Here is a 5,877-nt window from a genome sequence, read left to right as displayed (position 1 = left end):
CCTACGTCAGCGCCGGCGGGGAGGCCGTGGCGGGCGCGCTGCTGATACTCGGCCTGTTCACCCCTATCGCGGCGGCCGGTGCGCTGGCGTTTCTGATCAACGGTCTGCTGGCAAGCGTCTCGGCGCGGCCGCACTCGCGCAACTTCTCGTTCTTCCTGCCCGAGGGCCACGAATACCAGATCAGCCTGATCGTCATGGCCGCCGCGGTCGTCCTGTGCGGTCCCGGCCGCTACGGCCTGGACGTGCGCCGCGGTTGGGCGCATCGCCCCTTCATCGGATCCTTTGTCGCCCTGCTGGCGGGCATCGCGGCCGGTGTCGGAGTGTGGGTGGCGCTCAACGGCGTGAATCCGATCGGCTGACCGGCCTGATTCACTGATAAGGGTTGGGCACCCGCCCCGCACTGGCCTCGGTCAGCTCCGGCAGCGTTGAGAACGTGACCGCCGGCAGCCGCAGTTCGGCGCCGCTCTTGAGGCGCGCGCGTCCCCACGAACCGCGGTGAAAGCGCAGCCCGTCGATGTCCTCCCAGCGCACCTGCTGGCTGCCGAAAAGCGTTCGAACGGTCACGCCCTGGTCGTCGGCGACGGTGCGTAACCGGATGATCATCGCCGATAGCAACACCGGAAGGATCAGCAGCGGAAGCGACGGCGGCCACAGCAGCACCGGGATCAGCAACCCCAGGGTCATGAATCCGACGGCCAGATGCGCTATCGGCGACACCTTGATCACGACGGGCGCTGTGGAGGGGGTTTGGGGAGACGAACCGGTAGCCACCCCACCATCATTTCATCCGGCACCGCGGATCGATCCCGCGAGCGCTGCGCCGCCAGCCCGCCTGGTGAGCGGGGCTTCGACGGCCACGGATTTGACTGCTGAGCTGTGCGAAGGCTACCGTCGGACGCTATGGATACCTCCGGAAAGCCCGGGATGCTCGTAGTAATTAGTCGGCGCGTTGGTGCCTGACTTGACCTTCAGCATCTGAAGCAATCCAGAACCAACGCGCAACCCTCGTGCAGCAGATGAGCTGTCGGGGGTTTTTTGTTGCCCCCAGCGAGACTCCCGGAATGAATGAGGACTGAACGACAGTGAGCGCTCCCATCAGGCAGCACGCCTCCGCGACACCCGACGCCGCGGACATCGCCACGGACGCGGCCAAGCCGGCCGCAAAGTCCGCGCCCGGCAAGCCGAAACGTATCGGGCCCGAGCAACTCACCGGCGCACAGTCGGTGATCCGCTCGCTGGAGGAACTCGGCGTAGAGGTCATCTTCGGCATTCCCGGCGGCGCGGTGCTGCCGGTCTATGACCCGCTGTTCGACTCGAAGAAGCTGCGCCACGTTCTGGTCCGCCACGAGCAGGGCGCCGGCCACGCCGCCAGCGGCTACGCGCACGCCACCGGCAAGGTCGGCGTCTGCATGGCGACGTCGGGGCCCGGCGCCACCAACCTGGTGACCCCGCTGGCCGACGCCCAGATGGATTCCATACCCGTCGTCGCCGTCACCGGCCAGGTCGGACGCTCGCTGATCGGCACCGACGCCTTCCAGGAAGCCGACATCTCGGGCATCACGATGCCGATCACCAAGCACAACTTCCTGGTCCGCTCGGGGAACGAGATCCCGCAGGTGCTCGCCGAGGCGTTCCACATCGCCTCCTCGGGCCGCCCCGGCGCGGTGCTCGTCGACATCCCCAAAGACGTGCTGCAGGGCCAGTGCACGTTCAGCTGGCCGCCGCGGGTCAACCTGCCCGGATACAAGCCGAACACCAAACCGCACAGCCGGCAGGTCCGTGAGGCCGCCAAGCTGATCGCGGCCGCCCGCAAGCCGGTGCTCTACGTGGGCGGCGGTGTCATCCGCGGTGAGGCGACCGAGCAGCTGTACGAGCTGGCCGAGCTGACCGGCATCCCCGTGGTGACCACGTTGATGGCGCGCGGGGCGTTCCCGGACAGCCACCCGCAGCACATGGGCATGCCCGGCATGCACGGCACCGTCGCCGCGGTGGCGGCGCTGCAGCGCAGCGACCTGCTGATCGCGCTGGGAACCCGCTTCGATGACCGGGTGACCGGCAAGCTGGACACCTTCGCCCCCGAAGCCAAGGTCATTCACGCCGACATCGACCCGGCCGAAATCGGCAAGAACCGCCACGCCGACGTCCCGATCGTCGGCGACGTCAAAGCCGTCATCACCGAGCTGCTCGAGTTGCTGCGCCAGGAGGGGATTCCCGGCAAGCTCGACATGACCGAGTGGTGGGCCTACCTGAACCAAGTTCAGTCCACCTACCCGCTGAGCTACGACCCGCAGAGCGACGGCAGCCTCGGCCCGGAGTACGTCATCGAAAAGCTCGGCCAGCTCGCCGGTCCGGACGCCCTGTATGTCGCGGGCGTCGGCCAGCATCAGATGTGGGCCGCCCAGTTCATCTCCTACGAAAAGCCGCGCACCTGGCTCAATTCCGGCGGGCTGGGCACCATGGGTTTCGCCATCCCGGCGGCCATGGGCGCCAAGATGGCCCGCCCGGACGCCGAGGTGTGGGCGATCGACGGCGATGGCTGCTTCCAGATGACCAACCAAGAGCTGGCCACCTGCGCGGTCGAGGGCATCCCCATCAAGGTGGCGCTGATCAACAACGGCAACCTGGGCATGGTGCGCCAGTGGCAGACGCTGTTCTACGACGAGCGTTACTCGCAGACCGATCTGGCCACGCACTCGCATCGCATCCCGGACTTCGTGAAGCTCGCGGAGGCGCTGGGCTGCGTTGGATTGCGTTGCGAGCGTGAAGAAGACGTCGAAGACGTGATCCAGGCGGCGCGAGCGATCAACGACCGCCCCGTGGTGATCGACTTCATCGTCGGCGCCGACGCGCAGGTGTGGCCGATGGTTGCCGCGGGCACCAGCAATGACGAGATCCAGGCGGCCCGCGGAATCCGCCCGCTGTTCGACGACGAGAGCGAAGGCCACGCCTGATGAACACGCACACCCTGTCGGTGCTGGTCGAGGACACACCCGGCGTGCTCGCCCGGGTGGCGGCGCTGTTCTCGCGGCGCGGGTTCAACATCGAATCGCTGGCCGTCGGCGCCACCGAGCAGAAGGACATGTCGCGGATGACCATCGTGGTCTCCGCCGAGGAGACCCCGCTCGAGCAGATCACCAAGCAGCTCAACAAGCTGATCAACGTCATCAAGATCGTCGAGCTCGACGACGACAACTCGGTGTCACGCGAACTGGCGCTGATCAAGGTGCGCGCCGACGCCGGGATCCGCAGCCAGGTGATCGAAGCGGTGAACCTGTTCCGCGCCAAGGTGATTGATGTGTCGACGGAGGCGTTGACGATTGAGGCGACGGGTGACCGCGGCAAGATCGAGGCGCTGCTGCGAGTCCTGGAACCCTTCGGGATTCGCGAAATCGTCCAATCCGGGGTGGTGTCGTTGGCCCGCGGTCCCCGCGGAATCGGCACGGCCAAATAAGTTTTCAGCGCAAACGAGAAGGAGATAGTGAAGTGGCTAACCCGTCTGGGGAGACATTGCCGATGTTCTACGACGACGACGCGGACCTGACGATCATCCAGGGTCGCAAGGTCGGTGTCATCGGATACGGCAGCCAAGGACACGCACACTCGCTGAGCCTGCGCGATTCCGGCGTGCAGGTGAAGGTGGGCCTCAAGGAGGGTTCGAAGTCGCGGGCCAAGGTCGAGGAGCAGGGCCTAGACGTCGACACCCCGGCCGAGGTCGCCAAGTGGGCCGACGTCATCATGCTGCTGGCGCCCGACACCGCTCAGGCCGACATCTTCAAGAACGACATCGAACCCAACCTCAAGGACGGCGACGCGTTGTTCTTCGGTCACGGCCTCAACATCCACTTCGACCTGATCAAGCCGCCGGCCAACGTCACTGTTGCGATGGTCGCCCCCAAGGGGCCCGGCCACCTGGTGCGTCGTCAGTTCGTCGACGGCAAGGGGGTGCCCGCGCTGATCGCGGTCGACCAGGACCCGAACGGCGAGGGCGAGGCGCTGGCCCTGTCCTACGCCAAGGCGATCGGTGGCACCCGCGCCGGCGTCATCAAGACCACCTTCAAGGACGAGACCGAGACCGACCTGTTCGGTGAGCAGGCCGTGTTGTGCGGTGGCACCGAGGAATTGGTGAAGACCGGCTTCGATGTGATGGTCGAGGCGGGCTACCCACCGGAGATGGCCTACTTCGAGGTGCTGCACGAGCTCAAGCTGATCGTCGACCTGATGTACGAGGGCGGCATCGCGCGGATGAACTACTCGGTCTCCGACACCGCCGAATTCGGCGGATACCTCTCCGGTCCGCGCGTCATCGACGCCGGCACCAAGGAGCGGATGCGAGAGATCCTGCGCGACATTCAGAGTGGCGACTTCACCAAGAAGCTGGTCGCCAACGTCGAGGGCGGCAACAAGCAACTCGAGCAGCTGCGCAAGGAAAACGCCGAGCACCCCATCGAGGTCACCGGCAAGAAGCTGCGCGACCTGATGAGCTGGGTCGACCGGCCGATCACCGAAACCGCTTAGTTTCTTTGCGCCGTGGTGCGCCGAGACTGAAACTACGCACACGACACGCCGCAACGGGTGTGCGTAGTTTCACTGTCGCGGCGCCGAACCCAGCCGGTCGGCGATGGCCACTACCCGGCGGGCCAGATGTTCGAGGGCGGTGCCGGTGGGTTCGTCGAATTCTTTGATGTTGTCGTGGGTGGTGACCAGGCTCGCCCCGTAGGGATTGCCATCGACGAACTTGCACGGGTCCGTGTATCCCGGCGGCACGATGATGCCGCCGAAATGCATCAGCGTGATGTACAGCGAGAGCAGGGTCGTTTCCTGACCGCCGTGAACGGTGTTGGACGACGTGAAGCCCGCGTATACCTTGTCCGCGAGCTTGCCCTGCGCCCACAACCCGCCCAGCGAGTCGAGGAACGCGCGCAATTGCGCCGCCGGAGAGCCGAACCGGGTCGGTGAACCGAAGATCACCGCATCGGCCCACACGATGTCGTCGCCGGTGGCTGACGGAAGGTCTTTGGTGGCTTGGTAGTTCGCCGTCCAGGCCGGATTGTGGGCGAACGATTCGGGATCCTGGGTTTCGGCGACGTGCCGCAGGCGGACTTCGGCCCCCGCCGATTCGGCCGCGGCGGCAACGCGCCGCGCCATGGTGGTGCCGTGGCCGGTGGCCGAGTAGTAGATGATCGCGAGTTTCGTCACGGCCCCATCGTAGGGCGTGAGCTTCGACGACCTGCACTTTCAGGCCGGCCCGGGCGCAGATGACGGGAGCGGTCAGCCCGTTGGGTCCACCGCCGACGACGGTGACGTCCACGCGCCAATTGCAGCCGATAGGCTGGCCGGGTGAATCTGCCTGTTGTACTCATTGCCGACAAGCTTGCCGAATCAACCGTCGCAGCCCTGGGCGACCAGGTCGAGGTGCGGTGGGTAGACGGCCCCGATCGCGAGAAGCTGCTGGAGGCCGTGCCGGAGGCCGATGCGCTGCTGGTGCGTTCGGCCACCACCGTCGACGCCGACGTGCTGGCGGCGGCGCCCAAGCTCAAGATCGTCGCCCGTGCCGGGGTGGGCCTGGACAACGTCGACGTCGACGCCGCCACCGAGCGCGGTGTGCTGGTGGTCAACGCGCCGACGTCGAACATCCACAGCGCCGCCGAGCACGCGCTGGCGCTGCTGCTGTCCGCCGCCCGGCAGGTTCCGGCCGCCGATGCCTCGCTGCGCGAGCACGCCTGGAAGCGGTCGTCCTTCTCGGGCACCGAGATCTTCGGCAAGACGGTCGGCGTGGTGGGCTTGGGCCGGATCGGACAGTTGGTCGCCCAGCGGCTCAGCGCCTTCGGCACCCACCTGATCGCCTACGATCCCTACGTTTCGCCGGCCCGCGCCGCA

General features: G+C 66.6%; 7 protein-coding genes and 1 pseudogene. 5 read left to right on the top strand and 3 right to left on the bottom strand.

Annotation, left to right across the window (positions count from 1 at the left end; genetic code table 11):
- Positions 1–359, top strand: a 359-nt coding sequence (locus A5652_RS03455) for a DoxX family protein (protein ID WP_197513729.1), incomplete at its 5' end; no start/stop codon positions are given.
- A 10-nt stretch (positions 360–369) separates the two neighbouring features.
- Here the strand turns inward: A5652_RS03455 and A5652_RS03450 are convergent.
- Positions 370–684, bottom strand: coding sequence for a PH domain-containing protein (locus A5652_RS03450; protein ID WP_197513730.1), 315 nt, complete (start codon positions 682–684; stop codon positions 370–372).
- Positions 685–1,082: 398 nt separating this feature from the next.
- On the opposite strand from A5652_RS03450, the gene A5652_RS03445 reads away from it, so the two are divergent.
- The 3 genes from A5652_RS03445 to ilvC all read left to right on the top strand — a co-directional run bounded on the left by A5652_RS03445 (position 1,083) and on the right by ilvC (position 4,515).
- Positions 1,083–2,951, top strand: a complete 1,869-nt coding sequence (locus A5652_RS03445) for an acetolactate synthase large subunit (RefSeq protein ID WP_067346649.1) — start codon at positions 1,083–1,085, stop codon at positions 2,949–2,951.
- Positions 2,951–3,451, top strand: coding sequence for an acetolactate synthase small subunit (gene ilvN, locus A5652_RS03440; RefSeq protein ID WP_067346646.1), 501 nt, complete (start codon positions 2,951–2,953; stop codon positions 3,449–3,451). The genes A5652_RS03445 and ilvN overlap by 1 nt, the downstream gene beginning before the upstream one ends.
- 62 nt (positions 3,452–3,513) lie before the next feature.
- Positions 3,514–4,515, top strand: a complete 1,002-nt coding sequence (gene ilvC, locus A5652_RS03435; RefSeq protein ID WP_067346644.1) for a ketol-acid reductoisomerase — start codon at positions 3,514–3,516, stop codon at positions 4,513–4,515.
- A gap of 69 nt (positions 4,516–4,584) precedes the next feature.
- On the opposite strand, the gene wrbA is transcribed toward ilvC, so the two are convergent.
- The gene (gene wrbA / locus A5652_RS03430) at positions 4,585–5,196 is read right to left on the bottom strand and encodes an NAD(P)H:quinone oxidoreductase (protein ID WP_067346642.1); all 612 of its coding nucleotides are present in this window, start codon (positions 5,194–5,196) and stop codon (positions 4,585–4,587) included.
- Positions 5,197–5,209: 13 nt separating this feature from the next.
- Positions 5,210–5,308: pseudogene (locus A5652_RS27390) on the bottom strand (FAD-dependent oxidoreductase); the annotation flags it as partial.
- Between the two features lie 29 nt (positions 5,309–5,337).
- Between A5652_RS27390 and A5652_RS03425 the strand changes: the two are divergent.
- On the top strand, positions 5,338–5,877 hold a 540-nt coding region (locus A5652_RS03425; RefSeq protein ID WP_304441758.1), incomplete at its 3' end, for an NAD(P)-dependent oxidoreductase.

This window comes from Mycobacterium sp. 1165178.9 (genome assembly GCF_001673555.1).
Classification (GTDB): Bacteria; Actinomycetota; Actinomycetes; order Mycobacteriales; family Mycobacteriaceae; genus Mycobacterium.
The sequence above is the reverse complement of the archived record's forward strand: the minus strand, read 5'-3'. Positions and strand labels throughout refer to the sequence as shown.

What these genes read in the sequence shown, in the direction of transcription:
- ilvC (WP_067346644.1), top strand. Translation starts at nt 3,514, where the DNA reads ATGTTCTACGACGACGACGCGGACCTGACGATCATCCAGGGTCGCAAG.
- A5652_RS03450 (WP_197513730.1), bottom strand. Translation starts at nt 684, where the DNA reads ATGACCCTGGGGTTGCTGATCCCGGTGCTGCTGTGGCCGCCGTCGCTT.
- ilvN (WP_067346646.1), top strand. Translation starts at nt 2,951, where the DNA reads ATGAACACGCACACCCTGTCGGTGCTGGTCGAGGACACACCCGGCGTG.